Origin of the sequence: Streptomyces uncialis, assembly GCF_036250755.1 — a bacterium.
Taxonomy (GTDB): Bacteria; Actinomycetota; Actinomycetes; order Streptomycetales; family Streptomycetaceae; genus Streptomyces; species Streptomyces uncialis.
This window is the reverse complement of the sequence record NZ_CP109583.1, coordinates 7,530,277-7,556,189: the sequence shown is the minus strand read 5'-3', so window position 1 is coordinate 7,556,189 and position 25,913 is coordinate 7,530,277. Positions and strand designations below refer to the sequence as shown.

16 protein-coding genes and 2 pseudogenes are annotated in these 25,913 nt (G+C 76.4%); 16 read left to right on the top strand and 2 right to left on the bottom strand.

Translation table 11 applies throughout. From position 1 onward, the window contains the following. Nucleotides 1-162: 162 nt before the first annotated feature. Entirely contained in the window at nt 163-1,374 is a 1,212-nt protein-coding gene (gene mycP / locus OG711_RS31620; RefSeq protein ID WP_073792206.1) for a type VII secretion-associated serine protease mycosin, read from the bottom strand. Next, the gene (locus OG711_RS31615; RefSeq protein WP_329561928.1) at nt 1,371-2,804 is read right to left on the bottom strand and encodes a hypothetical protein; all 1,434 of its coding nucleotides are present in this window, start codon (nt 2,802-2,804) and stop codon (nt 1,371-1,373) included. Before OG711_RS31615 ends, mycP begins: the two co-directional genes overlap by 4 nt. 1,269 nt (nt 2,805-4,073) lie before the next feature. On the opposite strand from OG711_RS31615, the gene OG711_RS31610 reads away from it, so the two are divergent. The 16 genes and pseudogenes from OG711_RS31610 to OG711_RS31535 all read left to right on the top strand — a co-directional run. After that, complete coding sequence (locus OG711_RS31610) at nt 4,074-5,276, top strand: amino acid deaminase/aldolase (protein WP_329561926.1); 1,203 nt, start codon at nt 4,074-4,076, stop codon at nt 5,274-5,276. Between the two features lie 441 nt (nt 5,277-5,717). Beyond that, a complete protein-coding gene (locus OG711_RS31605; protein ID WP_329561925.1) occupies nt 5,718-7,052 on the top strand; it encodes a cation:proton antiporter in 1,335 nt (444 codons plus the stop codon). A 15-nt stretch (nt 7,053-7,067) separates the two neighbouring features. Beyond that, nucleotides 7,068-8,996 carry a tryptophan halogenase family protein gene (locus OG711_RS31600; protein WP_329561923.1) on the top strand — a complete coding sequence of 643 codons (1,929 nt, stop codon included), beginning with the start codon at nt 7,068-7,070 and terminating at the stop codon, nt 8,994-8,996. Beyond that, the gene (locus OG711_RS31595; RefSeq protein WP_073792211.1) at nt 8,993-9,430 is read left to right on the top strand and encodes a pyridoxamine 5'-phosphate oxidase family protein; all 438 of its coding nucleotides are present in this window, start codon (nt 8,993-8,995) and stop codon (nt 9,428-9,430) included. The genes OG711_RS31600 and OG711_RS31595 overlap by 4 nt, the downstream gene beginning before the upstream one ends. Before the next feature lie 867 nt (nt 9,431-10,297). After that, a pseudogene (locus OG711_RS31590) lies at nt 10,298-10,393 on the top strand (ammosamide/lymphostin RiPP family protein); the annotation flags it as partial. Continuing rightward, nucleotides 10,387-12,222, top strand: a complete 1,836-nt coding sequence (locus OG711_RS31585) for a hypothetical protein (RefSeq protein WP_329561920.1) — start codon at nt 10,387-10,389, stop codon at nt 12,220-12,222. The pseudogene OG711_RS31590 and the gene OG711_RS31585, both read left to right, overlap by 7 nt. A 7-nt stretch (nt 12,223-12,229) precedes the next feature. Continuing rightward, on the top strand, nt 12,230-12,583 hold the full coding sequence (locus OG711_RS31580; protein WP_329561918.1) for a hypothetical protein: 354 nt from the start codon (nt 12,230-12,232) through the stop codon (nt 12,581-12,583). Between the two features lie 70 nt (nt 12,584-12,653). Then, nucleotides 12,654-14,696: a lantibiotic dehydratase gene (locus OG711_RS31575; RefSeq protein WP_329561916.1), complete on the top strand. Its 2,043-nt coding sequence runs from the start codon at nt 12,654-12,656 to the stop codon at nt 14,694-14,696. Nucleotides 14,697-14,716: 20 nt separating this feature from the next. Beyond that, nucleotides 14,717-17,176, top strand: coding sequence for a hypothetical protein (locus OG711_RS31570; RefSeq protein WP_329561914.1), 2,460 nt, complete (start codon nt 14,717-14,719; stop codon nt 17,174-17,176). After that, entirely contained in the window at nt 17,173-18,363 is a 1,191-nt protein-coding gene (locus OG711_RS31565; RefSeq protein ID WP_329561912.1) for a hypothetical protein, read from the top strand. Before OG711_RS31570 ends, OG711_RS31565 begins: the two co-directional genes overlap by 4 nt. 331 nt (nt 18,364-18,694) lie before the next feature. Beyond that, entirely contained in the window at nt 18,695-21,388 is a 2,694-nt protein-coding gene (locus OG711_RS31560) for a lantibiotic dehydratase (RefSeq protein WP_329561911.1), read from the top strand. Continuing rightward, entirely contained in the window at nt 21,385-22,701 is a 1,317-nt protein-coding gene (locus OG711_RS31555; RefSeq protein WP_329561909.1) for a metallopeptidase TldD-related protein, read from the top strand. The genes OG711_RS31560 and OG711_RS31555 overlap by 4 nt, the downstream gene beginning before the upstream one ends. Further along, a complete protein-coding gene (locus OG711_RS31550; RefSeq protein ID WP_329561907.1) occupies nt 22,694-23,797 on the top strand; it encodes a hypothetical protein in 1,104 nt (367 codons plus the stop codon). Before OG711_RS31555 ends, OG711_RS31550 begins: the two co-directional genes overlap by 8 nt. Continuing rightward, nucleotides 23,784-24,887: an NAD(P)/FAD-dependent oxidoreductase gene (locus OG711_RS31545; protein WP_266513498.1), complete on the top strand. Its 1,104-nt coding sequence runs from the start codon at nt 23,784-23,786 to the stop codon at nt 24,885-24,887. Before OG711_RS31550 ends, OG711_RS31545 begins: the two co-directional genes overlap by 14 nt. Further along, nucleotides 24,884-25,549, top strand: coding sequence for a VOC family protein (locus OG711_RS31540; protein WP_329561904.1), 666 nt, complete (start codon nt 24,884-24,886; stop codon nt 25,547-25,549). Before OG711_RS31545 ends, OG711_RS31540 begins: the two co-directional genes overlap by 4 nt. Beyond that, nucleotides 25,546-25,908 (top strand): annotated as a pseudogene (locus tag OG711_RS31535) (flavoprotein); the annotation flags it as partial. The gene OG711_RS31540 and the pseudogene OG711_RS31535, both read left to right, overlap by 4 nt. Nucleotides 25,909-25,913 lie beyond the last annotated feature (5 nt).

Genomic DNA, 25,913 nt, shown 5'->3' with positions numbered 1-25,913 from the left:
GCGGTGCCTTGTCTGTCGGGGTGGTGCGGGTCCCGGAGTCGCGGGGTGCCGGGGTGGTGGGGTCCCAGGGACGGTGACATGTCGGGGTGGTGGGGGCATCGGGGCGGCTGGGGCGTCGGGGTGGTGGGGGTCCCGGGACTGTGGGGGGGGCCGGGGTGCGGGTCAGGCGGGGGTGCTTCGGCGGCCGCGCCACAGGACGACGGCCACGGCCAGCAGGGCGACGCCCGTTCCGGCGGCGAGGGGGCCCGCCCAGCCGTTGTCCTTCTTCTTCACGGGGACGGCCGGGCCCGCCCCGAAGTAGCGCTTTCCGTAGACCGCCGCGCGCAGTTCCGGTTCCCGGGTGCCGCCCTCGCGGATCGCGGCGGCCGGGTCGATCATGCCGAAGCCCCGGGAGTCGTCCCTGCCCTGCTCGGGGGCGTCCCCGGCGGTGTCCTCCAGGAGCCGTTTGATCTGTGCGGGGCTGAGGTCCGGGTGGGCGGCGCGGACCAGGGCGACCGCGCCGGAGACGAACGCGGCGGCGGCGCTGGTGCCCCAGCCCGTGTAGTACTGGCGGTCGGGGTCCAGCAGGACGATGTCCTTGCCGGGGGCGCTGACGGTGGCGTACCAGCGGCGGGTGGAGAACGGGGCGCGGGCGCCGAAGCGGTCCACGGCGGTGGCCGCGATGACCCCGGGGTAGGCGGCCGGGTAGGAGACATGGTCGCCCTTCTCCCCGCCGTTGCCCGCCGAGGCGATGACGGACGCGCCCTTCTTCAGGGCGTACTGGACGGCCGCGTCCTCGGCGGGTTCGGGGTGGGCGGAGGCGGAGTCGTCGCCCAGGGAGAGGTTGATGACGTCGGCGCCCTGGTCGGCCGCCCAGCGGATGCCTTCGGCGAGGGCGGTGCCCCGGGTGTCGCGGGCCTCCTTGCGGGAGGGGTCGCCGTCCTCCAGGATCACCCGGATCGGCAGGATCTCGGCCTCGGGGGCGATACCGAGGACACCGTCGGTGTTGCCCGCGCCGTGTCCGTGGCCCGCGATGATCCCGGCCATGGCGCTGCCGTGCCGGGCCCAGGAGCGGTCGCCGCGCCGGGCGCCGAAGCCGATCAGGTCCTTGCCGGGCAGGACGCTGCCGGTGAGGTCCGGGTGGCTGTCGTCCACCCCGGTGTCCAGCACGGCCACGGTGATGCCGTCGCCCCTGGTGGTGCGCCAGGCCTCCTCGACGCCGAGTGCCTGGTGGCTCCACTGGCGGGCGCGGATGCCGTCGGCGTGGGCGGAGGTGGCGGGCAGCAGGGCGAGCGCGGTGGTGAGTCCGGCGCAGACGAGGGCGGTGGCGGCGTGGCGCGCGGGCCTGGAGTGAGGGGCCGTGCGGTGGGGTGGGGGGAGCTGTCGGGGCGTCATGATGTCTTCTCCGGGGTCGCGCTCGCGCCTTTGCGGAACACGCGCTCCACACGGTCGGCGAGGCCCTTCGCCTCATGGCCGAGGCCCGACTGGGCGGGGGTGGTGGTGCTGTCGGAGCGGGCTGCGTCGGTGGCGGGCTCCGGGTCGGTGACGGTACGGCCGTCGGCGAAGCCGGACACCGCGAGGACGACGACCGGGGCGTCGGTGAGCACGGACACGGTCCAGGACGTGCGCTGACGGTCCCCGAATCCTTCGGCGACGGTGCCCTCGGCCGCGTACGGACGGGGCATCAGATCACGGCGGCGGTCCAGTTGCTCCTTGGTGAAGCGGGCGCGCAGGGCGCGCATCCCGTCGGCGTCCGTCTTGGTGAACAGCATCCCGACGGTGGTGACATGGCTGCGGGTGGCGTCCGTGTACGTGGCGCGCAGCAGCCGTACGCAGCCGGCCGGGGCGAGGGCGCGGCGCAGCAGCGGGTCGAGGCCCTGGGCGCAGGTGCCGTCGGGGGCGACGGCGACCCGGGTCCAGGTGCGGTCGGCGCCGCCCGGTCCGGCGCCCTCACCGCGGACGGTCCGGGGGAACAGGTCGTCGACGGGGGTGCTGTGCCAGCGTTCCCCGGCGGCGGCGAAGCGGTCGGCGGGGCCGGGCGCGGCGGTGCTGTCACCGGTGAGCCAGCTGCCGGTGACAGCACCGCCGATGAGGCCGAGTCCGAGGACGGCGCAGGCCACCGCGGCGGCGGCCCGGCGTCCGGTCCAGTGGCCGGTGGGCCGGGCGCGGTGTCCCGGGGGGTCGTCGAACGGGTCGTAGGAGCGGGGCGGCGGACGGTCGAGGGGGTCGTCGTCACGGATGGGTCTGAGCCGGGTGGTGGTCTCGGTGGGGCGGGGGGCCGTGGTGAACGCGGGGGGCGCGCCGAGGTGGTGGGCGGGGCCGGGGGCGCGCGTGGCCTGGGGCGGACGGGGTCCCGGGTGGGTGTGGGGGCCGGGGTATCCGGGGTGCTCCGGGCCGGGGTACCCCGGGTGGTCCGCGCCGGGGTACCCGGGGTGCTCCGGGCCGACGGGCGGGGCAGGTCGGCCGGGGTGGCCGTGCGCGGGGTACGGGGGGCGGCCCGGGTGGCCGGTGCCCGGGGCGGGCGGGCCGCCGCGGCGGGGGCCGCCGCCTTCGTGGCGGGGGCCGTCGCCGGGCAGGTCGGCGCCCTGCGGCGGGGCGGGTACCTGGCGGGGCGGGACGGGGCGACGGGGTTCGGGGGGCGGTTCGTCGGGGAACCGGGCGGAGGCCGGGGGCGGGGGCGGCTGATTCCCCGGGACCGGGCGGGTGGTGCCGGGGCGGGCGGGGGTCCGGGGGCCCGGCGGGCCGGGGACGGTGTCCCGCCCGGGGTGTCCGGGCATGCTGGTGCGGGGTCCGGGCGAACCCGGTCCCGGGTCGTTGTCGGCCATCCCGCGAACGTCGAACACCCCTTGAGTATCCAGTGACTTGGCCGTCCGGGTCCCGGGTGCCCCGGAACTGGCCGCGGAGGCGGGCATTCCGGATGGCTCGCCGGGCGGTGCGGGGGCGGCCGGTCGGGCCGTTCCGGGGGCCGTCGGGCGGGGAGTCGCGGCCCCGGGAGGCACGGCGGACGGGGGCGGGACGGGGCGCCAGGGTTCTCCCGGCGCGGGCGCGGTCGGGGCGCTCGACGCGGCGGGGGCGGTCGGAGTGCCCGGCGCGGCCGGGGCCGGGGCGGTCGGGGCCGGGGCGGTCGGCGCGGCGGGGGCGGGGGCCGTCGGGCCACCCGACGCGACCGGGGCAGGTGCCGCCGGAACGCCGGTCCGGACCGGGGCAGGTGGCATCGGAGTACCCGTCCTCCCGACCGGCGCGGGCGCGGTCGGGGCACTCGGCGCGACCGGGGCGGGCGGGGTCGCGGTCCGGGGCGTGGGGACGGACCCCGGTGCGGAACCGTGCTGGTGGCCGGGGCCGCGGCCCGGGTCGCGGGCGGGCTCGGGCGGGGGGCGGTCCGGGCCGGACGGCGGCCGGGCGGACGAGGGCCGGGCGGACGGGGGCGCGGTGGCGGGCCTCGGGGGGTACGGGGGTGGCGCGACCGGGGGCCGCACGGGGTGGGGCGGGGCGGCGGGACGCGGCGGGGCCGGGGAACCGGGCGGTGCCGGAGGCCGGGGCGGGACGGGGGGCGGGGGTGGGTAAGGGGGTGACGAGGGCTCGTCCGTCTCCGTGGTCATACGCCCCTCGCCTCCGGGCCGGTCCCCCTCGGACCGGGTCAGCTGTTCCCGGGGGTGATGCCCGGGTCCGTCGTCACCGGGCCGGGTCCGGACCAGGTCCGAACCGGCGCCGGGCCATGCCCTGTCCGGCTCCCCGGGCGGGACACGCGCCGCGCCCGGAAGCGCCCGGACCTGTCCGCAACCGCGTCCGGGAGCACCGTCCCCTGCCGGGCGGGCCGTGCGGCCGCCCGTACGAACGGCGGGCCGCGGTGCGGGCGTCCGGGCCGGCGCCCGGGTCGTCCGCGCGGTCGGGGCGGGCTCCTTCCGCGACCCCGGGAAGGCGGTCACGGCGGGGTCCCAGCCGGTCCGGGCGCGGGCCCGGGACCGGTTCCTCCGTTTGCGTTCGCGTCACTCTACGGGCTGGCGACCACCGTGCGGGAGGCGGTCCGGGCAGCGGTGGCATCTGCCCGGTACATCCCCCTACCCTCCGGTAACCGGGTCTGGCAGGCTGCGGACATGAGTGCTCGCGCCGCCGACCGGGCCCGGTACGACCGGGCCACCGCCTCGTTCGACGCGCCCGTCGCGATCGTGGACCTGGACGCCTTCGACGCCAACGCCGCGGATCTGGTCCGCCGGGCGGCGGGCACCCCCGTGCGGGTCGCGAGCAAGTCGGTGCGCTGCCGAGCCCTGCTGGAACGGGTCCTCGCCCGGGACGGCTTCGCGGGTGTCATGTCGTTCACGCTGGCGGAGTCGCTGTGGCTGGCGCGGTCCGGTTTCGGGGACGTGCTGCTCGCGTACCCGTCGGCCGACCGGGCCGGGTTCGCGGAGCTGACGGGTGATCCGAAGCTCGCGGCGGCGGTGACGGTGATGATCGACGACCCCGCGCAGCTGCGGCTGATCGACGCGTCGCGCGGCGGTGGCCGGGAGCAAGTACGGGTCTGTCTGGAACTCGACACGTCGTTGCGGCTGCTGGGCGGCCGGGTGCGGATCGGGTCACGCCGTTCGCCGGTGCACTCCCCCGCCGAGGCCGCCGAGCTGGCCCGCGCGGTGGCCCGGACGCCCGGGTTCCGGCTGGTGGGGATCATGGCGTACGAGGGGCATGTGGCCGGGGTCGGGGACGTGGTGGCCGGGCGTCCGGTGCTCTCGGGCGCGATACGGCTGATGCAGCGCGCGGCGCGGCGGGAGCTGGCGGCGCGGCGCGCCGAGGTGGTGCGGGCGGTCCGGGCCGTCGTCCCGGACCTGGAGTTCGTGAACGGCGGCGGGACCGGGAGCGTGCAGCACACCGTCGCGGAGGACGCGGTGACGGAGGTGGCGGCGGGGTCGGGGCTGTACACGCCCCGGCTGTTCGACGGCTACTCGTCGTTCCGGGGCCGGCCCGCCGCGCTGTTCGCGCTGCCGGTGGTGCGGCGCCCGGGGGTCGGGGTGGTGACGGTGCTGGGCGGGGGATATCCGGCCTCGGGTCCGGCCGGGGCGGACCGGCTGCCGGTGCCGTGGCTGCCGGAGGGCCTGCGGTACGCCTCCCAGGAGGGCGCGGGTGAGGTGCAGACGCCGTTGCTGGGCGGGCCCGCGGACGATCTGCTGATCGGCGACAAGGTGTGGTTCCGGCACGCGAAGGCCGGGGAACTGTGCGAGCGGTTCGACGCGTTGCGGCTGGTCGAGGGCGACACCGTCACGGCGACGGTCCCCACGTACCGCGGTGAGGGGCACACCTTCCTGTAGCGGGTCCCGTTCCGTTCGGCCCGGAGCGGGCGGGCGGGAGCGGGTGGGCGCGGGCGGCGCGGGTGGGCGCGGGCGGCGCGGGTGGGCGAGGCGTACGGGCGGGGTGTACGGGCCCGCGAGTGGCGTGGGTGGCGTGCGTGGTCTCCGGCGCGGGTGGCGGGGTGGAGCGCTGTCCGCGGGCGGTCGGGCCGACGGGAGCGGGCGGGCGGGGCGGCGGGAGAGCGGGCGGACGGGTCGCCTCCGGGGTGCCCGCTGGGTAGTGCCGCGCCGCACCGGTGAGTAGTTCTCCCGTACCGGACGGCGTTTCCGCAGGTCACAGGGGGCGCGTGGCGGGGAGAAGTTTCCGGCGGGGGGCGCTGGATGGTGCCCCGGGAACTGGCACACGATGGGGAGCGTCTGCAAAGAGGCCCTTTTCGGCCCCCGCGTCAGAAAGCAGGTGCCATGGACGTCAGCGCAGCGCCCGGAGCAGCGCCGCTTCCCCTCGACGGGGTCCTCTTCGCCGTCGTCGTGATCCTGGTGTGCTGCAAGTCCGTGGGCGCGCTGGCCCGTCGGCTGGGGCAGCCCGTGGTGATCGGGGAGATCGCCGCGGGGCTCATGCTCGGGCCCTCCGTGCTGGGCGCGTGGTGGCCGGAGGCGATGGACGCGCTGTTCCCGCCGGAGGTACTGGCCCCGCTGCATGTGCTGTCGCAGCTGGGCGTGGTCCTGTTCGTCTATCTCGCGGGTCTTGAGGTGGATCTGCGGCTGCTGCGCGGCAAGGGCAGGCTGACGTCGTACGTGAGTGTCACCAGCATCGTGATCCCGGTGCTGCTGGGTGTGGGTTTCGGGGTGCTGACGCACGAGCGGTTCGCGGGCGGGGACACCGGGCCCGTGCCGTACGCGCTGTTCCTCGGGGTCGCGATGGGGGTCACCGCGCTGCCGGTGCTCGCCCGCATCCTGGAGGACGGTCCGCTGCGCGGGACGGTCGTCGCCACGGTGGCGCTGACCTGCGCGACCGTCGGTGACGTGGTGGCGTGGTCGCTGCTGGCGGTGGTCGCGGGCATGGTCGCGGCGAGCGCGCCGAGTGCCGCGCTCACCGTGGCGCTGACGGTGGCGTTCACCGCGGCCTTGGTGTTCGTGGTGCGTCCGGCGCTCGCCCGGATGCTGGCCGAGCCCCGGTTCGGCGCGACCACCCGCACGGGTGTCCTGCTGCTCGGCGCGCTGGCGTCGGCCGCGGTGACCGAGTGGATCGGGGTGCACGCGATCTTCGGCGCGTTCCTGTTCGGGCTGGCCGTCCCCCGTGACCGGACGGTGGTCCAGGAGTCGGCGGAACGGCTGGGCACCGTCGCCGGGGCGCTGCTGCTGCCGCTGTTCTTCGCGTACAGCGGGCTGCGCACCGACCTCGGCTCGCTGGCCGGGTCGGGCGCGGTGTGGCTGTGGTGCCTGGTGGCGATCGCCGTGGCGGTCGCGGGCAAGCTCGGCGGCACGGCGCTGGGCGCGCGGGCGGCGGGGTCCGGCTGGCGGGACTCGCTGCGGCTCGGCGCGCTGATGAACTGCCGGGGCATGACGGAGCTGGTGGTGCTGAACGTCGGGCTCGACCTCGGTGTGCTCAGCACGGAGATGTTCACGGCGCTGGTCGTGATGGCCTTCGTCTGCACGGCGATGACCTGGCCGGTGGCGGGACGGCTCGGACGGGGCCGGGACGGCACCCTCGCGGCCCCGCCCACCCGGCGCAAGGGCCCGGACACGTCCGCCGCCTTGGGCGGCGTACCGCACCAACCGACCAGGAAGGAAGCGTGAGACAGCGTGACGGACATGGCTTCGCAGGACGGTGGGACTCCCCACGAGACGGGTACGGGCGGGGACTTCGCGGGTGATCTGCGGGGGTTCCTCGGCTCACTGCCGCGCGGGGACGCGGACGCGGTCCTCGGCTGGTTCGGCGGTTCCCCGGCCACGGGTCCCGGTGAGGGGCTGACCCCGGAGCTGACGGCGCTGTTCGAGGACGGGGAGGGCGGGCCCCGGGACGCCGGTATCGACCCGGCGAGCCGGCCGCGGCAGGGCGACCCGCGCGCGGTGCGCCGGGTGGGCGTCATCGGCGGGGGCACCGCCGGATATCTGACCGCGCTCGCGCTGCGCGCCAAGCGGCCGTGGCTGGAGGTCACGCTCGTCGAGGCGAAGGGCATCCCGATCATCGGGGTCGGCGAGGCGACCACCCCGTCGATGGTGCCGTTCCTGCACCACTATCTCGGGATCGATCCGCAGGAGCTGTACGAGGCGGTCGCGCCCACCTGGAAGCTGGGCATCCGCTTCGACTGGGGCGGCAAGCCGGGCGGGTTCATGGCGCCGTTCGACTGGGGCTCCAACTCGGTGGGCGTACTGGGCTCGCTCGCCACCCAGGACGACATCAACGCCTTCACGTTCCAGTCGCTGCTGATGGAGCGCGACCGGGCGCCCGTGTTCCGGTCCGGGGACGACGGCCGGCTGTCGCTGATGAAGCATCTGCCGTTCGCCTACCACCTCGACAACGCGCGCTTCGTCCGCTACCTCACCGAGCTGGCGGAGCGGCGCGGGGTGGGTCATATCGACGCGAAGATCGACGACGTGGTCCTCGGCGCGGACGGCTGGGTGGACCATCTGGTGACCGACGGCGGTGAGCGCCTCGACTTCGACCTGTACGTCGACTGCTCCGGGTTCCGTTCGCTGCTGCTCGGCAAGGCGCTGGACTCGCCGTACGTCAGCTTCGCCGACAGTCTGTTCACCGACCGGGCGGTCACCGCGATCGTCCCGCACCACGGCCGGATCAAGCCGTACACCCGGGCCACCACGATGGACGCGGGCTGGTGCTGGACCATCCCCACCCGGGACGACGACCATGTCGGGTACGTGCACTCCTCGGGGTTCATCAGCGTGGAGGAGGCCACCGCCGAGCTCCAGCGCCTCTACCCCGAGGCGCACACCTTCCGTACCGTGCACTTCCGTTCCGGGCGCCATGAGGAGGCGTGGATCGGGAACGTGATGGCGATCGGGAACTCGTACGCGTTCGTGGAGCCGCTGGAGTCCAGCGGTCTGATGATGATCACGCTGGGCATCCTGTCGCTGGTCGGTTCGCTGCCGGGCTCGTGGGACGAGCCGTGCCCGCGCAAGGTCGTGAACGCGGCCCTGGCGAAGAAGTGGGACGAGATCCGCTGGTTCCTCGCGATGCACTACCGGTTCAACACCCGTAAGGACACGGCCTTCTGGCGGGCCTGCCGGGCGGACACCGATGTCTCCGGTCTGGAGGCGCTGCTTGAGGTGTTCGCGGGCGGCGCCCCGCTGCGGTTCCGGGACCCGGTGGTCCGGGGGTTCCTCGAATCGACCGCGCCGACGTTCTACGGACTGGACGGGGTGGACTGTCTGCTGCTCGGGCAGGGGCATCCGACCCGGCTGCTGCCGATGACGGAACCGGTCGACGCGTGGCGGGCCCGCAAGGCGGCGGCCGATGTGCTCGTGGACCGGGCGCTGACCGCGGCGGAGGCGCTGACGGCGTTCGACCAGGACCCGCGGCTGAACGCGCAGTTGGTGGGCGATCCGGACAGCTGGGTCGTCAGGACCGGTACGAACCGGCTGGTCAGCGCGGATCCGGACGCGCCGGCGGCTCGTGGGTCGGCGGGGGCCGGGTCGGCCGACGGGGCCCCCGGCGAAGGGGCCTTTGGCGGCGCGCTGGCCGGGACGGGGTCTTCGCGGGGCGACGGGACGGACGGATGACCAGGCCGCTGGAGCGGGTGCTGCCGGACGCCTCGGGCGAGTACGGGGCGCGGGTGCGGCGGCGGCTCGCGCGGGAGCGGGTCGTGTGGCTGTCCACGGTGTCCGACGAGGGGTTCCCGGAGCCCAATCCGGTGTGGTTCCACTGGGACGAGGACGACGGGTTCACCGTGTACAACGACACGGGGTCGCGCCGGGTCCGGAACATCCGGGCCCGGCCGGAGGTCACCCTGCATTTCGACGGTGGGGAGTTCGGGCGGGACATCGTGGTGTTCCGGGGGCGGGCCGAGGTGCTGGTGGGCGTGCCGCCCACGCTTCCGGGGTTTCTCGCGAAGTACGGGGACGACATCGATCGGATCATGGGCGGGCCCTCCGCGTTCCGGGTGGGGCACCCGGCCGTGGTGCGGGTCCGCCCGGTGGGGGTGAGGGGGCGGTAGTCCGGCCCCCTCTCCGGGCCGGGCCCCCGGGTTCGCTGTGCCGGGCGCACGTTGTTCCTGTGCCGTCGCTCGTGGGGTGCGCGGTTCCTCGCGCCCCTGGGTTTCCTGTGCTGGGCGCACTTTGTTCCTGTGCCGCCGTTCGTGGGGTGCGCGGTTCCTCGCGCCCCTGGGTTGCCTGTGCTGGGCGCGCTTCGTTCCTGTGCCGCCGTTCGTGGGTGCGCAGTTCCCCGCGCCCCTGGGTTTCCTGTGCTGGGCGCGCTTCGTTCCCGTGCCGTCGTTCGTGGGTGCGCGGTTCCTCGCGCCCCTGGGTTTCCTGTGCTGGGCGCACTTTGTTCCTGTGCCGTCGTTCGTGGGGTGCGCGGTTCCTCGCGCCCCTGGGTTTCCTGTGCTGGGCGCACTTTGTTCCTGTGCCGTCGCTCGGTGGGTGCGCAGTTCCTCGCGCCCCTGGGTACTCCCCGGTTGGCGGCCCTTGTTCCTGTGCCGCCGTTCGTGGGCGGGGGCTGCTCGCGGAGGGGAGCTTCTCATTTTCCGCCAAGCGCGCCCCACGGTGACGGGCGGATGAACGCGGGTGTGGCGACGCGCGTCACCCCGCGCCGCCGCTGGGTGGAATCCATCGGGGCGAGGTGAGTAGTTCATCCGCGGCGGCGGAGAGAACCGCTGGTCGGGAGCGGGTGCGCCGGAGGAGAAAGTTCCCCCTGGATTGCGGTGGGACCGCGGAAGCCGTTTGCACACGATAGGAGAGCCCCAACCGACGTGGTTCGGCCAATGATCCCGAACCACTGGAACGCGATCGAAAGGGATGGACCCGTCATGAGCGAGCTTGAACTGACCGAGCAGACGTCGGACGCGGAGACCGGGACCGACGAGCTCGCGGATCTGGACGACATCGACTTCGACCTGGACGAGGTGGAGAACAAGATCGCTCCGCTGGCCCTGGCGCTCGCCGAGACCCGTTCATGGTGAGGCCGTCGCCGGACCCGTCGGCGGCCGGTCTGCTCGGCGGCGCCCGCACCTCCCCCCCGGTGGGTGCGGGCGCCGTCCGGGTGGACGTGGCCACCGGGCCCGCCGCCTCGTTCACGGGGCTGCGGGTCGCGCTGGGTGAACTCCGTTCGCGGGGGGCCACGTTCGGCGGCCTGCCGGAGCGTTACGCGGCGGAGTGGGCGGAGCTGTTCCCGGGCGGGGACGGGGCACCGGACGCCCTCGGGATCGCCGAGATCGCGCTCGCGCCGTCCGAGCGGCGGCTGCACCGGGAGTCCGAGCAGAACTACCGGGTGCTCGCCACCGCCGCGGCGGCGCTGTGCGCGGGGGCCGAGGAGCTGGGCCGGCCCCTGGAGCTGTCCGGGGTCGGCGGTACGGACCTCTCGTCGCTGCGGGGCTTCATGCGCGCGGTGGAGCACTCCCGTACCCGCCCCGGTGCCGAGCTGCGGCTGGACGCGCCGGAGCGGGTCGCGCCGCCGGTGCTCCCCGAGGCGGACTACCGGGCCGAACGCGCCCGGTGCCTGCGCCGGATGGGGGTGCCCGTGGACGTGGCCTCGCTGCGCACCGAGCTGCCCGCGTACCGGCCGGGGCCGGACCCGGTGGGCGGCCAGGAGGCGGCGCTGTTCGCCGCGGCCTTCGGGGACGGCACCGCCTTCGACCGGCTCACCGCGGTCCTCGCGGGCTGCCGCCGGGGGTTCTTCACCGGCAACTGGGAGGCCATGGCGGCCCTCGCCGGGCTCGGCGGACGGCTGCTCGACGGTTTCCCCGACGCCTCGGTCGGTGATCTGCTGACGGCGGCCCGGGAACAGGACCTCCAGGCGGAGGCCATCGAGTTCGAGCCGGGCATCCTGCGCACCGCGGACGACGTACGGGCGTTCCTGCTCAAGGTGCTCGGGGTGCAGGCCACCTTCCGGGGGCGGCAGGACCAGGCGCTGGCGTACTTCCGGGCGATGCGGGAGGGCGAGCGGCTGTCGCCGGAGGTCCGGTCCCAGTCGCATCTGTACGCGGCGCTGACCCTGACCAAGCGGCTGGGGCACGTCGGGGACGCGGTGGCGGAGCTGGAGCAGGGTTTCGCGGCCGTACCGCACCGGGAGGGCGAGGAGAAGAGCGTGCGCCGCGAGCGCGGCTGGCTGCACAATCTGCGCGCGCTCACGCACTTCGCGCAGAAGGAGCTGCGGGACGCGTTCGGGCACGAGAAGCAGGCGCTGGCGTGCATCGAGGGCCTGGACGACGCGAGCTCGATCCATCTGCGGGTCAATCTGTTCTCCAACATCAGCGTGCTCCAGGAGAAGGCGGGCCGGCATCCGCAGGCCGCGCGCACCTGGGCGCGGTTCAAGGAGGCGGCCGGGTCCGGGAACGCGACGTTCGTCAAGCACCACGCGTACCGGGCGGCGGGGCTCGCCCTGCTGTGCGGGGACCGGGACGCCGCGCTGGAGGACCTGTCGCGGTCGGTGGCGTGCGCCGCCGAGTTCGACGACGACTTCCACGAGGCCGAGATCCGGCTGGAGACCGGGACGCTGCATCTCGCCGACGGGCAGCGGGCGGAGGCGGCCGGGCACTTCGAGCGGGCCGTCGAGCTCACCGCCCGGCTCGGGGACCCGTACCGGATGGCGCTCGCGGGTGTCGGGCGGGCGGAGGCCGCGGGGACCGCGCCGGACAGCTCGCTCGGTGAGCTGGCGCTGCGCGGTCTGACCCGTCCCGGGGACGGGGCGGAGCTGGCCGCGCGGATCGCCAAGGGCGACACGGCGGGGCTGCTGCCCCGGGTGCGCACCAAACTCAACCGGCCGTTCGACCTGATCAACTTCCAGGAGTGATGCGGGAGTGAAGACGGGAGGGACCCACGCGGAGGGATCGTCCTGGCGCCTGTACCCCCGGCTGCTGCTGCGGCGCGCGGGGTTCGGCGTCGAACTCCTCACGGATCTCGCGGACGGGGCCGTGGCGGGCGCCGCGGCGGACTACCGGCTGCGGGCGGACGAGTTCGAGGCGCGGCGCGGTCTGTCGCTGGCCGCGCTGCGCGCCGAGGTGGACTCGGCCGCCGGGTCGGGCGACCGGGAGCTGCTGCGGCTGCTGTCCCGGGCGCGCGGCCGGATCGGCCGGCAGCCGGCCGCTGGACGGCCCGCTCGCCGGGTGCGGGCCCGCCGCCCTCGGGTACACCGGGGCGTGGCGGGCCCGTGAGGCGGCCTGGTCCACGCTGGCCGGGGCGCTCGCCGCCGAGCGGGACGGCAGGACGGCGAAGGTGCGCCGGGTGCTGGACGACGAGCGGCTGCTGGACGCGGTGCTGCAACTGGCGCCGTCGTTCGCGGCGGAGGTGGACCGGTTCGCCGCGGCGCCGCCGCGCGCGGGAGGTCCGACGGCGAAGGACCGCGCGTTCCTGCGGCGGGTGTACCTCTACTGCCAGCGGCTGGGCGCCAAGAACGAGACGACGAGCTTCTTCGGTCCGCTGGTGCACGGTGAGGTGACCGGCGCGCCGGAGGGTGACGCGGGCAATGGCGCGGCGGGCGTCGTGACGGGTCCGGAGACCTCGTCGGGCACCGTGGAGACGGAGGCGTTCCTGGCGTTCTGGGCGGTGTGCGAGCTGGCTGCGGTGCTGGCCCGGGACCCCCGGGTGGCGCGGCGGCTGCCGGTGTCGTGGATCGCGGCGTGCCGTCATGACGGTGACTCGCTGACGCTGCCCGACGGGCGCCGGGTGCGGCTGACCGGGGCGCAGCGCAGGGTGGTGGACCTGGTCGACGGGGAGCGTTCGGTGCTGGCGCTCGCGCGGGGCGCGGGGCTCGGCACCGATGAGGTGACGGAGGTGGTGGAGCGGCTCCAGCGGGCCGGGGCGCTGCGGCACCGGCCGGAGCCGCCGTCGACCGCGCCGCGTCCGCTGGACTGGCTGACCGCGCGCGCCGACCGGTACGCGGCGGACACGCCGTGGCCGGGGGCGTTGCGGGGTCTCGCGCACCGGGCGGCGCTGTACGCCCAGGCGGAGGGTCCGGTGAAGCGGCGGGCGGCGCTGGAGGCCGTGGAGTCGGCGTTCAGCGAGCTGACGGGGGGTGAGGCGCGGCGGGCCGGTGGGCGGATGTACGCGGACCGGATGGTCGTGTCGCTGGACGCGAAGGGTGACCAGGGTCCGGTCCGGGTGGGCGCGGGGACGGCGGCGCGCTGGGAGCGTGAGCTGACGCCGGTCCTCGATGTGGCGGCGCGGTACGGCGAGTTGCTCCAGTCGGCGTGCGCGGAGCTGTGCGCGGATCTGCTGCGGGAGGCCGGGGTCGGCCGGATGCCGTACGACGAGCTGATCCGCCGGTCGGCGGCGGCCGTCGCCGAGGGGCGGCTCGACCGGTACACGGCGCGGGCCGACGCGTTCGCCGCGGAGGTGGCCCGGGTGGTCACGGACGCGGTGCGCACCGACGGGGGCGGTCCGCCGGCGGCGGTGCTGACGGCGGAGGAGCTGGCGCCGCTGGCCCCGGCGCGGGACCGGGCGCGGTTCGTCAGCCCCGATCTGATGCTGGAGGCCGCGGGGCCCGGCGGTGAGCCGGAGGGGCTGGTGCTCGGGGAGCTGCATCCGTATGTCTTCGCCTGGGGTTCCCAGGGGCTGTTCGACCATGACCCGGAGGGGACGCGGGCGGCGTTCGGGGACCGGCTGGCCCCGTGGGGCGGCGCGGCGCGGCTGGCGACCGTGATCCGCAGGCGCCGTCACAAGGGGCTGGTGGGTGAGTGGTTCCCGGGCCGGTTCGTGGAGATCACCGCGGTCGCCACCGACGACCGGTCGCGTGCCGTGCCGGTCACCGCACTGAGCGTCGAACTGGACGGCTCACGCGCCAGGTTGATGGGTCCGGACGGTGAACTCGTGCTGTACGCCGGCGAGGACGACCATGTCCATCTGCGGGCGTTCGCCGCGCCGACGGCGGTGCTGCCGCCGGTGGTGGTCGACGGGATGATGCCGCGCTGGGGTGTCGGCGCGCTGATCGCGCAGCGTGCCCGCTGGTGGATCACGCCCGCCGATCTCGGCCCCGGGGCGGGGAAGCCGTCGGCGGACGAGGTGTTCCGGGCGGTGCAGGGGCTGCGGGTGGCCCTCGGTCTGCCCCGGTACGTCTTCGCCCATATCAGCGGTGAGCCGAAGCCGGTCGGCGTCGATCTCGACGCCCCGCTCGCGGTGGAGACCCTCGCGGCACTGGCCACGGCGTCGGGCACGGAGCGGATCGCGCTCACCGAGATGCGTCCGGCGCCGGACCGGCTGTGGCTGCGCAGGCAGGGCCGTGCCGTGACCTCGGAGTTCCGGCTGGCCCTGCACCGGGAACCCGGATGAACCCCCCTTCGGAAGGTTCGATGACGACCTCGCACCCCTCCCCGACGACCTCGCACCCCTCCCCCACCCCGTCCCTCCCGCCCGACTCCCGCGCCCCGGACCCCGTCCCGTCCGGCTCCTCGTCCCCCGCCCCGGCACCGTCCCGGCGGTCCTCCCCCGTCCGGACGGCCGCCCCGGCGGCGGCCGGGGAGTGGGAGACGCTGCCCACGTTCGTGGTGCGGACCGCCGGGTTCCCGTGGCGGCTGGTGGAGCGTCTCGGGTACGGCGCCGCCCGTCGGCTCGCGGCGGAGCTCGTCGTACTGGAGGAGCGGGCCGCCGCGCTGGCCCGGCGGGCGGCGCCGGAGCGGCGGCTGCCCCGCGCGCTCGCGGCCAGGCTGCGCAATCGGCGTCCGATGCCCGCTGACGCGCCGTTCCCGCAGGAGTGGCTGGCCGGGTGGAACGAGCTGACCGGGCGGCTGGCCCGGACCAGGGAGCTGTTCACGGCGGCGGTCGCCGAGGAGTCCGCCGCCGTCACCGGTGTGCTGGCCCGGATGACCGCCGACGAGCGGTTCCTGGAGGCCGTCGTGTGCTCGTCGCCGCCCGCCTACCGGGAGTTGCGCAAGGGGGCCAAGGGGGCGCGGCTGCGCCGTCAGAGCGCCTCGTACGCCCAGCGGTTCGCCGCCAAGTGCGAGACGATGAGCTTCTTCGGGCCGATCAACTACGGGCGGCTGGACCCGGCTCCGGGCGCTGTGGCGCGCTGGTCGTGGGAGGGCCATGAGCGGGTGCCGTGGCGTACGGCGTTCACCGCGGCGCGGGTCGTCGACCGGATACAGGAGGCCGTGCTCGCGGACCCCGCGGTGGTCGCCGCGCTGGTGCCGGACCGCAAGTCGTGGCTGGCGCCGACCGGTACCGCGCCGGGGGCCTCGGTCCGGGCGCGGCTGGTGGGCGCGGCCGACGGCGTCCGGGACGTCGCCGCGCTGGCGCGGGCCCTGGACCTGGAACCGCCGGTCGCCGTCGAGGCGTTCCGGGACGCGGTGGCCCGGGGGCTGCTCACGCATTCCTTCGCGCCGCCCGCGACCGTCGCGGACCCGGTGGGCTGGCTGGCCGGGCGGCTCGCCCGGGAGCCGGACGCGCTGAGCCCCGCGCTGCGCGCGCTGGTGGCCGGGGTACGGGAGGTGCTGGCGCGCTATCCGGACGCGGCGCCGGACCACAAGGTCGAACTCCAGTCCCGGCTCCTGGGGCTGGCCCGGGACGCGGTCCCAGGCGACGGGCCCGGGGCGGACCCGGGTCGGGACGAGCGGGCGATCGCCGGGCGCGGACGGTTCTACAACGACCGGGTCATCGTCCACGAGGCCGCCGCCGGGACGCTGGACCTGCGGCTCGGCGGCGGGCTCGCCCGGGATCTGCGGGAGCGGGTGGCCCCGGTCCTGGATCTGCTGGCCGAGGACGCGGAGCTGACCCGCGCGCTCGCGGGCCGGCAGGTGGCCGGGCGGCTGGGCCCCGGCCGGTTCCCGCTGCTGACCGCGATGCGGCGGTGCGAGGGGCTGGCGTTCGAGCGCAGCGAGGGGCTTCCCTCAAGGCTGCTGGACATACTGACGGGCATGTCCGCGGACACCGCCGAAGTGGATCTCGCGGACCTGCTGGAGCGCCCCGCGCCCGCCGGTCCGCCGGTGCTGTGCTCCGTCGACGTCATGATCGACACGGCGGGACTGGACGACTACGTCCCGGGGCGGACCCCGCTGGTGCTGGGGGACATCCACGACGCCGCGCTGCTGACGCCCTGGGCCCTCCAGTTCCATCCGGACGGGGCCGCGCTGCGGGCGGGGAGGGACGCGGCGATCCGCCGGGTGCTCGGCGACCAGGACATGGTCAGTGTGATCGCGCGCCGTACGACGGGGCTGCCGCCGCTGGAGTTCCCGGGTCTGGTCCTCGAACTGGGCGGCACCAGCGAACGCGACGACGCCCCGCGGATCGGCCTCGACCGGCTGTACGTCGACAGCGACGGCGAGCGTGTCACCCTGCGGGCCACCGGGCACGACCGGCCGCTGATGCTCCACAACGGCGAACTGGACACCGCCTTCCACACGGCCCTGGCGCTGCCCCGTATCCGTCGCCCACGGCTGCCGGACCTGCCTCATGTGCCCCGGCTGACCTGGGGCAACGCCGTGCTGTCCCGGCGCCGCTGGACGGTGCCGTCCGAGGCGGTGGCGACGCTCGGCAAGGCGGCGGGCGACGCGGAGCGGCTGCTGGCGGCGGCCCGGCTGTGCGCGGCGCACGGCCTGCCGGACACGTTCTTCGCCAAGTCCGCGAACGAACGCAAGCCGGTGTACGTGGACACCGCGTCCCCCGCGCTCCTCGACTGCCTGGTGCGGCTCGCGACCACCGATGAGCGGCTGGTGCTCGGGGAGACGCTGCCCGGTCCCGGCCGGTCGTGGCTGCGGGACGGGGACGAGCGGATCGCGGCGGAGCTGCGGTGCGTGTATCTGCGGGGGGCGGTATGAGCGGCACGGGTCCGGGCGGCGACGGGCCGCTGATCGTCCCGCCGCTGACCGACTTTACGACGGCCGTCTCCGCGGCGTCCGGCGGTGACCTCCTCGACCTCGGGGCGCACTTCGTGCGCAGGCTGGCCGATCCGGAGCAGCTGCTGGCCCGTGCCGAGCGGCTCGACACCGGGCGCGGCACCTCGGCCGACGCGCTGCGGGCGCTGTTCGCGCGGGCCGCCGCCGACGCGCTGCGGCGGGGCCGCGCCGACCGGGCCGCGCTGCGGGCCACCGGGATGGCGCTGCGGCTCGCGGGTGACGCCGATCCGGCGCTGACCCTGGCGGTCGACGACCTGGAACTGCGGGACGGGACCACGGAGTCCGCCCCGGCGACGGACACCGCCGCGCGCCGCACCCGGCTGTTCGGTCCGGAGGTGGAGCTGGCGCTGCGGTGGGCCGGGGACCGTACGGTGCGGGTACTGGTCGACACCGACCAGCAGTTGCCCGCCGCGCTCGCCCTGGTCCGGGCCCTCGGTCCGGCGCGGGTGACGCTGTGCGGGCGGTTCGCCTGGGAGCACCGGGCGGTCCTGGGGCAGCTGCCGTCGGCGGCGGGCGCGCGGTTCGATCCGGCGGTCCCGGCGCGGACGGTCCGGCCCGGGTGGCTGCCCGGTACGGAGGACGTGCGGTGGGTGACCGTCCCCGGGGAGCGGACGCCCGGGGCGCCCTGGCTGGGGTGGCTGGACGTGGTGGACGCGGCGGCGTCGGCCGACGGGCACTGGGCGTGCTGCCGGGGGCTGACGGTGACCGTGGCACGGCTCGACTCGTGGGAGACGGCGGTCGGCGCGCGCGGCGGCCGGGCGGATCTGGCGGCGCTGTGCGCGCGGCTGCGGCCGGGGACCCCGCTCGCGGTGGAACTCCTGGTCGGGGCGCCCGGCACCGACGCCAAGGACGCGGCGGCGGCCGTGGCGCTGATCGCCGACGGCCCGGGGCCCGCCCCGGGGTGCGGCCGGTCCTCGCGGGGCTGCGGCCGTTCCGGCTGCCCCGGCCGTCCGGCGGCGGGAGGCCCCCGGCGGGCTGGGACGGGGTGCCGCTGCGCCTCCGGCCGCGTCCGGAGCACGATCTGCCGCGCTGGACGGACTTCGACGCGCCGGGCACCCTGGCCCCCGCCGAACGCTCGGCCACGATCCACGCCCTGCTGGGCGACCTGACACGGGACACCGACCTGTACCCCGGCAGGCTCGCCGGAGCCGCCGCGACCGCCCACGCGGTCGGGCCGCCGGCGGACGGGCCGCCGGTCTGGGACCCGTCGGCGCGGGTCGCCTCGACCGCGCGGGCCGCGGTGGACGGCAAGGGGCCCGGCACGTTCGTCGCGCATCTGCGCACCGGCAGCGCCTTCCGGCTGCACCCCCGGCTCGTCGAGGTCGTGACGGACCTCGCGGCCGGCGGCACGGACCGACTCGACCGGCTGTCCCCGGCTACCCGTACCCGACTCCTCGGCCTGCTCACCCGGGCCGGGGCCCTGGCCCCAGGGAGGACCCCATGAGCCGTGAGTGGACCCTCGGCGGCGACTTCGTGGTCCGCCACGCGGGCATGCCGTTCGACTGGCTCGAAGCGCTCGGCGCGCCGGACGGCCCGCTGGCCGCCGCGCGCGAGCTGCTGGACGCGGAGGACGCCCTGCGGGCCGCCGCCGGGACGGGCTTCGGACGGCTGGCGCGGGCGGTGGAGGGCTGCGAACCGGAGCGGCTGCCGTCCGTCCCGGCCGCGCTGCGGACCGCGGCGGACCGCTGGCGCGGCGCGGCACACCGCTACCGGGACCTGTACGAGGGCGCCGACGCCGACGCGACGAAGGAGCTGCGGGTGGTGCTGGAGCGGCCGCGGGTCGCGGAGGCCGTGCTGCTGTCCAACCCGGACGCCTACCGCAACATGCTGCGTCCGCTGCTCACCGCCGACGGACCGCTGAACTCCCGCAGGCGCCGGGCCCGCCGTCAGCTCTACACCTATGTCCAGCGGTTCTGCGCGAAGAACGAGACGGTGAGCTTCTTCGGCCCGATGGCGTACGGCACCCTCGCGGAAACCGGCCCCGAAGCCGAAGCCGACACCGGCCCTGGCCCTGGCACCGGCACCGGCACCGGCACCGGCACCGACGGCTCCGTCGACGTCACGACCTCCCTGCGCACCGATCTGCCGCGCCGCCGGAAGGTGTTCCTGTCCCACTGGGCGGGCCGCGCCCTCGCCCGGGCCGTCGCCCGGGACGGCGCGCTCCTGCCCGACCTGGTGTTCCACCGGGCGCGCCCCGGCGGCCCGGACGGGGTCCCGCCCGAGCTGCCCGAGGGCACCGCGCCGGAGCTGACGCGGGCCGCGGGGGCCGCGTACGGGCGGCTCGGCGCGGACGGCGCGACGCTGCGCGGACTGGTCCGGGCGACCGGGCTGCCCGCCCGGGACCTGGCCCGGGGGCTGCGGCTGCTGCTCTCCGCCGGGGCGGCCGATGTCCGGCTCGGGGGCGGCCCGTACGACCTGGAGCCGCTGCGGACCCTGCGCGGTCAGCTCGCGGAGCTGCCGCCCTCCGGCGCACGGGAGGTCTGGCTGGAGCGGATCGCCGGGCTGGAGGCGTGCCGCGCCGAGCTGGAGGCCGGGCCCCTGGACGGCGGGCCCGGGCCACGGGCGGAACGGATCGCCGCGCTGGAGGCGGCGTTCACGGCGGCGACCGGGGAGAGCGCCCGTCGTGCGGCCGGGGCGACCTACGCCGACCGGGCGGTGTTCTACGAGGAGGGCGCCTCGCCGTTCGCGCTGCGGGTGGGCACGGCGGCGGCCCGGCACTGGCACGAACGGCTGCGCGCGGTACTGGAGGTGTGCGTCGCGCACGGGGCCGCCACCCAGCGGGCGGCGACCGACGCGGTACGGGCGGCGCTCGGTGACACGGGACCGCTCAGCCTCACCGCGTACGCGGCACGGGCCGCCGAGGCGTTCCCCGCGCCGGGCAGCGCCTTCGCGGTGCCGTACGCGCCGACGTACCCGGTCGCGGACGCGGCGGCCGGACTGGCCCGGCTGGGCGCCGCCGCGCGGCGGGTCACCGGGGACCGCTACGCGCTGGTGGACCTGTGTGTGAAGGCGTCCGGCCCGGCGGAACTGGAGGGCGCGGCGCTGGTGGTGGCCCGGGTCCATCACCATCTGCTGGTGCCCGGCTGGCTGGGCACGATGCACTCCGGCCCGCGCCCCTTCGGTGCCGACGCCGAGCGCTGGGTGGCCGAACAGGACGGGCGGCTGGTGGGCTTCGACTTCGGACGGCGCAACAAGGGGTACTACCGCTTCCCGGGCCGCGAGGTGGCGCTGCGCCCGGGTTCCTGGGCGGACGCGGAGCGGGCGCCCTGGCGGCCGGAGGACGTGACGGTGACCGTCGGCCCCGGCACGGACGGACCGGCCCCGGACGGATCGGCCGGGGGTGGCCCGGCCTCGGACGGCCCGGCCAGGAGCGGCCCGGCCGTGGACGGGCGGGCGGTGGGCGACGGAAGGCGGGCCGAGGTGCGGATGTCCGGCCCGGCGGGGGAACCCGTCTCGGCGTACCTGCCGCTGAACGACTTCGTGAAGTACGCGCCGTTCGCCGCGCTGTCCCATCCGCAGGTGGCGCACCCGGCGTTCGTCCCCGGGGACGGGGAACCGGCGGACGGGGGCACGGTGTCCGGGGGCACGGTGTCCGGGGAAGCCGCGTCCCGGAGCACGGCGTCCGAGAGCGCGACACCCGGGGAAGCCGCGTCCCGGGGCGCGACCGCCGAGAGCACCGCACCCGAAAGCGCGACACCCGAGGTCACCACACCCGAGGTCACCGCACCCGGGATCACGACGTCCGGAATCACCGCACCCGAAGGCGTGATCACCGAGGTGCCCGAGGTCACCGTCGACGGGGTGGTCCTCCAGCGGGCCCGCTGGACGCTGGACACCGGACGGCTCGGGCTGCCCGCCCCGCACGCGCGGTTCCTGGAACTGCGGCGGATCGCGCGCCGCACCGGGCAGCGGTTCCTGTTCTGCCGTTCGCCGAGGGAACGCAAGCCGTACCTCCTGGACCTGGCGTCACCGCTGGCGGCCGACCTGGTGGCCCATGTCGCGCGGGACGCGGGGCGGTTGACGGCGGAGGCCATGTCCCCCGGTCCGGAGGAGCTGTGGCTGCGCGACGCGGAAGGGCGGCGTTACACGTGCGAGCTGCGGATGCAGGTCGTGGGCCGGGAGGTGACCGGATGAGCCGCCGGACCCGGGTGTTCGCGGAGCACTCCCACCGGCTGCGCCGGGTGTACCGGGAGCGGGGCGCCGACGAGGCGCGGACCGAACGGCGCTGGGGCGCGTGCGTGGAGACCCATGACGGACGGGGGCATGTCACCCATCGGTTCGCGGACGGGGCGGACCTGTTCGCGGACCGGACCAGGCCGGTCGGGGCGCGGGTGGCCCAGCGGGCCCGGGGGCTCGCGGACCGTCCGCTGTTCGCGCCGGACGACGCGGCGGACAAGGTGCTGCGGGACCTCGCCCGGGACGGCACGGAGCTCACCCTCGGGGTGCTGCACCAGCATGTGGCCGCCGGGGACGACGCGTGGGTGACCGTGGACGAGCGGCTGTGGTGCACGGTGGAGGTCGGTGCCCGCGCGGCGGACGGCACGCACGGGACGGAGGTGGTGCCGTGGCCGGTGGACGGCGACGCGGCCGAGGGCGCCGAACGGGTCGGGGCGGCCGTCGCGGCGCTGCGGTCCCGGCTGGCGCTGCCCCTCGCGGACACCGTGCCCGAGGGCTGCGACCTGGTGCTGGACCCGGGGCGGGCGGGGGCGTTCTTCCATGAGCTGGTGGGCCATCCGATGGAGGCCGACGTGGTGGCGTCGGGCACCAGCTATCTCGGGCGGCGCGCGGATCTGCCGGTCGCGCCCGGCTGGCTGACGGTGGTGGACGGCGGCGGGCGGGCGGCCCGTGGGCTGCGGTCGGCCGTCGACGACGAGGGCACTGCGTGCCGGGACGCCGTACTGATCGACGGGGGCCGGGTCGGTGAGCCGATGACGGACCTGGCGACGGCCGGGCTGCTGGGCACGGCCCCGACCGGGCACGGACGGCGGCTCGACTACCGGCATCCGGCGATCCCCCGGATGACGCACACGGCCGCGCTGGTGGGCGACGCGCCTGGCGGTACCGCCGTGGGCGACGCGCCCGGCGGGATCGGCCCCGCCGGGGCCGGGCGCCGGTGGCCGGTGCCGCGCGGGGAGTGGATCGCGCCGCTCGATCTCCAGCTCCAGGTGATGAACATCGCGACCGGGGCCTTCGTGTTCCGTTCGTACACCCCGCTGCACCACCGCCCGGACGGTACGGTCCGGCGGCTGCCCCCGCTGGATCTGCGCGGCGACGGGCTCACCGTGCTCGCCGGTCTCGCACCGGTCACCACCCGTGCCGTGGAGTACGGGCGGGCGACCAAGGGCTGCGGCAAGCTCGGACAGTTCCCGCTGGTGGTGACCTTCGCCAACGCGGGGGTACGCATCCCCTCCGGACTGGTCGGCGTACGGGAGGCCCGGGATGGCTGAACAGCGGCTCACCGGGACCGGGTTGCTCACCCCGACCCCGTCCGGCGCGCACACGGCGGAGAGCCTCGACACCGTCACCGTCCTGCGGGACGACCGGCAGCGGGTCAGCGGTTCCCGGCGCCTGTCCGGCGACGACGGCTCGGGCGCCCGGGTCACCGCGTACGTCCGGGAGCTGCTGGCGGGCGCGGAGCGGGCGTGGGGCTCGGTGCCCGGGGCGCCGTTGCAGAGCGCGGTGGCCCGGGTCCGGGAGACCCGGCGGGACCCCCGATCCGGCGACCACGGCGACGGCGCCTGGGCGTCGGCGTCGGTGCTGGCGCGGCTGGAGACGGTCGCGGGCCCGGTCCTGATCGGCGCCGGGACGGTCGGCCGGGGGCTCACCGGCTCCCCGCCCGCCGCCCGACCGCCGCTGCCGCCACTCCCGTCGACGGACCTGGCGCCGGAGCCGCCCGCGCACTGGCGGCGGCGTCCGCTGCTGCTGGGCCCGGCGGTCGCCGCCCAGTTGGTGACGGCCGCGTGGCTGGCGTTCACCTCGGGCGGCAGCCGGGAACGGCTCGCGAAGCTGGCGGGGCGGCGGGTGCTGCCGGGGCTCGATCTGCTCGACACGGCCGGGGACCAACCGCCGGACGGCTCCGACGACGGCGGCCATCCGGCCGGGGCCCTCGCCGTCGTCTCGGGCGGGGTGCTGCGGGCCCTGCCCCGGGACCCGGACACCGGGCTGCTCGCCGGACGGATGGTCTGGGACCACGACACCCGTGGCTGCGCGGCCCGGTTCCCGGCGTCGCTGCGGCTCACCGGACCGGAGGTGCCCCTCCCGGCGGACGCCCTGGAACTCACCGTGTGCGTCGAGGGGCTCCAGCGCTACCACGCCGACGGCGTGCTGCGGCTGGCCTGTCCGGCCCGGACCGCCGACGAGCCGGACCGCTGGTTCATGCTCCAGCTCCGGGGCCGGCCGCTGCGGCTGCTCCAGGCGGCCCGGGGACTCACCGGTCCCCCGGCCGCCGTCCACACCGACCACACCGTCACCACCGCCGCCCTGGTCCTGCCGGGCGCCGCCGCGCTGACGGAGAAAGGAACGGGCTCCCTTGACCACATATGACTACCTGCTCGTCGGCGGCGGCATCGTCGGCGCGTGTCTCGCGGAGGAACTCGCGGGGACCGGTGCCTCGGTGGCCGTGCTCGACGCCGGGACCGAGGCGGGACGGGCGACCCGGCAGGCGGCCGGGGTCGCCGTGCCGTCGCTGCGCTACCTCGGCCGCCCGGAGCTGTACCGGTGGCTGTGCGAGGGGCGGGCGCGGCTGGACGAGGACATCCGGCGGCTGGAGCCGGAGCACGGCCCGTTCAGTGTGGCGCGGCCGATCCTGCGGGCGCTGCGCGCGTCCGACGCGGAGGCCCACGCCGGACGGCTGGACCTGCTGGCGGACGCCAAGTGGGTCGGCGCGGAGGATCTGCCGGGCGTGGCACCCGGGATGAAGCTGCCCGCGGAGCGCCGGTACCTGCTCGATCCCGGGGGCCTGATGGTCGACGGCGCCCGGTACCTGGCGGCGGTGCGCGCCCGGTGCGACGCGGCCGGGGTGTCCTGGCACCAGGACACCGAGGTCCGCGCGCTGACCGAGCACACCGGGTACGCCGTGGCGGCGACCTCGCGGGGCTCGTTCCGCGCGGACCGGGTGGTCGTCACCGCGGGTGCCTGGTCGGGCGGGCCGCTCGCGCCGTCGCTGCCGGTGTTCCCGCAGCGCGGTCAGCTGGTGGTGCTGAAACCGGCGGCCGAGGTGCCGCTGATCTTCTCGTCGGCGTTCTATCTGGCGCCGGGCGTGGACGGCGGGGTCATCGTCGGCGCGACCGAGGAGGACGCCGGGTTCGACGAGAGCATGACCGCGGCCGGGGTCGCCCGGCTGCTGATGTTCGCGGTGTCCGCGGTGCCGGGGCTCTCGGGCGCGACCCCCTGCGAGCTGCGCGCGGGGCTGCGGCCCGCGACCCGGGGCGGGGAACCGCTGCTGGGCCGGATACCGGACCGCAGCCGCACCTATGTCGCGGCGGGTCACGCGGGGCACGGGCTGCTGTCGGCGCGGCTGTCCGCGCGGGGCATGACGGCGGGGCTGGTGCGTGACGCGTGGGAGGAGATCCCGGAGAGCATGTGCCCGGCCGTCGCCCTGGCCGCCGGGAACGACCAGGAGGGGCACCGGTGAACATCGACCATATGATCCTCGGGGCGCGGGACGTCGCCCCGCTGCGCGCGTGGCTGCGGGACGCGCACGGCTTCGGCATCACCGACGGCAGCCCGAACCCGGACGGCACGGCGAGCTGGGTCGTCCCGATGGACACCCCGCTGGTGCAGTACCTCGAACTGCTCGTGGTGCACGACGAACAGGCCCTGGCGGAATCGGACTTCGGCCGGGTGTTTCTGGACCGCACGGCGGACGGCCCGGCCTTCCTCAACTGGGCCGCGCTGTCGGACGACATCGACGCGGACGCCGCCCGGGTGAAGGAACTCACCGGCGCGGACCCGGAACTGCTGCGCGGTGAGTCGGTGCGCGCCGACGGACAGGTGGTGCCGTGGGCGGAGGCCGCGTTCGCGGCGTCCTGGGAGGTGCCGTCGCGGCCGTTCTTCCTGGCGTACGAGAACTGGCCCGCCCGCCGCGCCCGGGTCCCCGGCGATCTGGCCGCCGCCGCCCATGACACGCTCCCGACCGGTATCGCCTCGGTGACGGTGGTGAGTTCACGGGCCGATCTGCCGGTCTGGCTCGGTACGGACGCCCTGCCGGTGACCGTCGAGGCGTCCGCGCACGAGGCGGTGCGCGCGGTCGAGGTGCGTACTGATTCCGGGCCGCGGGTCCTGGAGCTGCCGTGACGGGCCCGGTGCTGTACGCCGTGGTGACCGGGGCGCCCCCGGCGAAGGACGTCGGCGCCCTGGTGGACCTCGCGTGCCGCGACGGCTGGCGGGTGTGCGTGGTGGCCACGCCGGACGCGGAGCGGTTCCTCGACGGCGACGCGCTGGCCGCGGCGACCGGGTACCCGGTGGTGAGCGGCTGGCACCGGCCGGGCCAGGCGCCCCGGCTGCCGCCGCCGGACGCGCTGGTGGTGGCCCCGGCGTCCGGCAACACCCTGGCCAAGCTGGCCGCGGGCATCTCCGACAGCTTCGCCCTCGGGGTGCTGGTGGAGGCCGTGGGACGGCGTGCCCCGCTGGTCCTGGCCCCGTTCTCCAACGACGCCCA

What these genes read in the sequence shown, in the direction of transcription:
- OG711_RS31595 (WP_073792211.1), top strand. Translation starts at nt 8,993, where the DNA reads ATGACCAGGCCGCTGGAGCGGGTGCTGCCGGACGCCTCGGGCGAGTAC.
- OG711_RS31560 (WP_329561911.1), top strand. Translation starts at nt 18,695, where the DNA reads ATGAGCCGTGAGTGGACCCTCGGCGGCGACTTCGTGGTCCGCCACGCG.
- OG711_RS31600 (WP_329561923.1), top strand. Translation starts at nt 7,068, where the DNA reads ATGGCTTCGCAGGACGGTGGGACTCCCCACGAGACGGGTACGGGCGGG.
- mycP (WP_073792206.1), bottom strand. Translation starts at nt 1,374, where the DNA reads ATGACGCCCCGACAGCTCCCCCCACCCCACCGCACGGCCCCTCACTCC.
- OG711_RS31605 (WP_329561925.1), top strand. Translation starts at nt 5,718, where the DNA reads ATGGACGTCAGCGCAGCGCCCGGAGCAGCGCCGCTTCCCCTCGACGGG.
- OG711_RS31565 (WP_329561912.1), top strand. Translation starts at nt 17,173, where the DNA reads ATGAGCGGCACGGGTCCGGGCGGCGACGGGCCGCTGATCGTCCCGCCG.
- OG711_RS31555 (WP_329561909.1), top strand. Translation starts at nt 21,385, where the DNA reads ATGAGCCGCCGGACCCGGGTGTTCGCGGAGCACTCCCACCGGCTGCGC.
- OG711_RS31550 (WP_329561907.1), top strand. Translation starts at nt 22,694, where the DNA reads ATGGCTGAACAGCGGCTCACCGGGACCGGGTTGCTCACCCCGACCCCG.
- OG711_RS31570 (WP_329561914.1), top strand. Translation starts at nt 14,717, where the DNA reads ATGACGACCTCGCACCCCTCCCCGACGACCTCGCACCCCTCCCCCACC.
- OG711_RS31585 (WP_329561920.1), top strand. Translation starts at nt 10,387, where the DNA reads ATGGTGAGGCCGTCGCCGGACCCGTCGGCGGCCGGTCTGCTCGGCGGC.
- OG711_RS31615 (WP_329561928.1), bottom strand. Translation starts at nt 2,804, where the DNA reads ATGGCCGACAACGACCCGGGACCGGGTTCGCCCGGACCCCGCACCAGC.
- OG711_RS31610 (WP_329561926.1), top strand. Translation starts at nt 4,074, where the DNA reads ATGAGTGCTCGCGCCGCCGACCGGGCCCGGTACGACCGGGCCACCGCC.